This is a genomic window from Arthrobacter sp. H41 (assembly GCF_000520535.1).
In the GTDB taxonomy this organism is placed as follows: Bacteria; Actinomycetota; Actinomycetes; order Actinomycetales; family Micrococcaceae; genus Arthrobacter_D.
The window spans coordinates 27,622-29,283 of the sequence record NZ_KI914760.1; the positions used below are offsets into that span (position 1 = coordinate 27,622).

The window sequence follows — 1,662 nt, forward strand, 5'->3', positions numbered from 1 at the left end:
GTGCGCTCCTGGGCGGAGATCGGCCAGCGCCGCGGATGGGACCTCTTCGTCATGTACGGCGCCACCGAGGCTACCGCCCGCATGGCCTACCTGCCACCGAACCTGGCCGCTGAGCAGCCGGAGACGATCGGCGTCCCGGTGCCGGGCGGCTCCTTCCGGATCGAGCCGGTGGACGGCCTCCCTGATGGTGAACTGGTCTACACCGGCCCGAACGTCATGCTGGGCTACGCCGAGAGCCCGGAGGACCTCGCGCTCGGGCGCCAGGTGCACGAACTTCGCACCGGAGACCTCGCCCGCCGGCACGCGAACGGCCTGTACGAAGTGGTCGGCCGCCGCAGCCGTTTCGTCAAGATCGCCGGGCTGCGCGTGGACCTCGGCCAGGTGGAGCGGATCCTGGCCGACCTGGGTGCGGTGGCTGCCGCGGCCGGATCGGATGACGGCCTGGTCATCGCCATCGAGGGCGGGCACGAGACGGGCATGTTGTCCAAGGTCCTCGCCTCCGATCTCGGACTGCCCCGGGCAGCTGTCAGCATGCATGAGGTGGAACACCTGCCCCGGCTGGCGTCCGGCAAGATCGACTACCCCGCCGTCCGCGACCTGGAAACCTCGAAGGTCGTTTCCTTCGCTGCCGAGAAACCCCGAAGGGAGGGCCCTGCGGACGTGGCACGCATCTTCGCGGAATGCCTGGACCGCACCGACGTGGAAGCTCCGGACACGTTCGTCTCCCTCGACGGCGATTCCCTTTCCTACGTAGCTCTCTCGGTGCGCCTGGAAGCGGCCCTCGGTCAGCTGCCAGCCGATTGGCACCGGTGCGCTCCTGGGCGGAGATCGGCCAGCGCCGCGGATGGGACCTCTTCGTCATGTACGGCGCCACCGAGGCTACCGCCCGCATGGCCTACCTGCCACCGAACCTGGCCGCTGAGCAGCCGGAGACGATCGGCGTCCCGGTGCCGGGCGGCTCCTTCCGGATCGAGCCGGTGGACGGCCTCCCTGATGGTGAACTGGTCTACACCGGCCCGAACGTCATGCTGGGCTACGCCGAGAGCCCGGAGGACCTCGCGCTCGGGCGCCAGGTGCACGAACTTCGCACCGGAGACCTCGCCCGCCGGCACGCGAACGGCCTGTACGAAGTGGTCGGCCGCCGCAGCCGTTTCGTCAAGATCGCCGGGCTGCGCGTGGACCTCGGCCAGGTGGAGCGGATCCTGGCCGACCTGGGTGCGGTGGCTGCCGCGGCCGGATCGGATGACGGCCTGGTCATCGCCATCGAGGGCGGGCACGAGACGGGCATGTTGTCCAAGGTCCTCGCCTCCGATCTCGGACTGCCCCGGGCAGCTGTCAGCATGCATGAGGTGGAACACCTGCCCCGGCTGGCGTCCGGCAAGATCGACTACCCCGCCGTCCGCGACCTGGAAACCTCGAAGGTCGTTTCCTTCGCTGCCGAGAAACCCCGAAGGGAGGGCCCTGCGGACGTGGCACGCATCTTCGCGGAATGCCTGGACCGCACCGACGTGGAAGCTCCGGACACGTTCGTCTCCCTCGACGGCGATTCCCTTTCCTACGTAGCTCTCTCGGTGCGCCTGGAAGCGGCCCTCGGTCAGCTGCCAGCCGATTGGCACCTTCTGCCCGTGGGCGAGCTGTCGAGACTCGGGCACCCGCGGGGCC

At 69.5% G+C, this 1,662-nt stretch carries 1 protein-coding gene and 1 pseudogene; both read left to right on the forward strand.

Annotated features, from left to right (window positions below):
• Positions 1-81: 81 nt before the first annotated feature.
• Positions 82-168 (forward strand): annotated as a pseudogene (locus tag Y705_RS23460) (hypothetical protein); the annotation flags it as partial.
• A 641-nt stretch (positions 169-809) separates the two neighbouring features.
• Positions 810-1,662, forward strand: an 853-nt coding sequence (locus Y705_RS22920; RefSeq protein ID WP_253908452.1) for an AMP-binding protein, incomplete at its 3' end; no start/stop codon positions are given.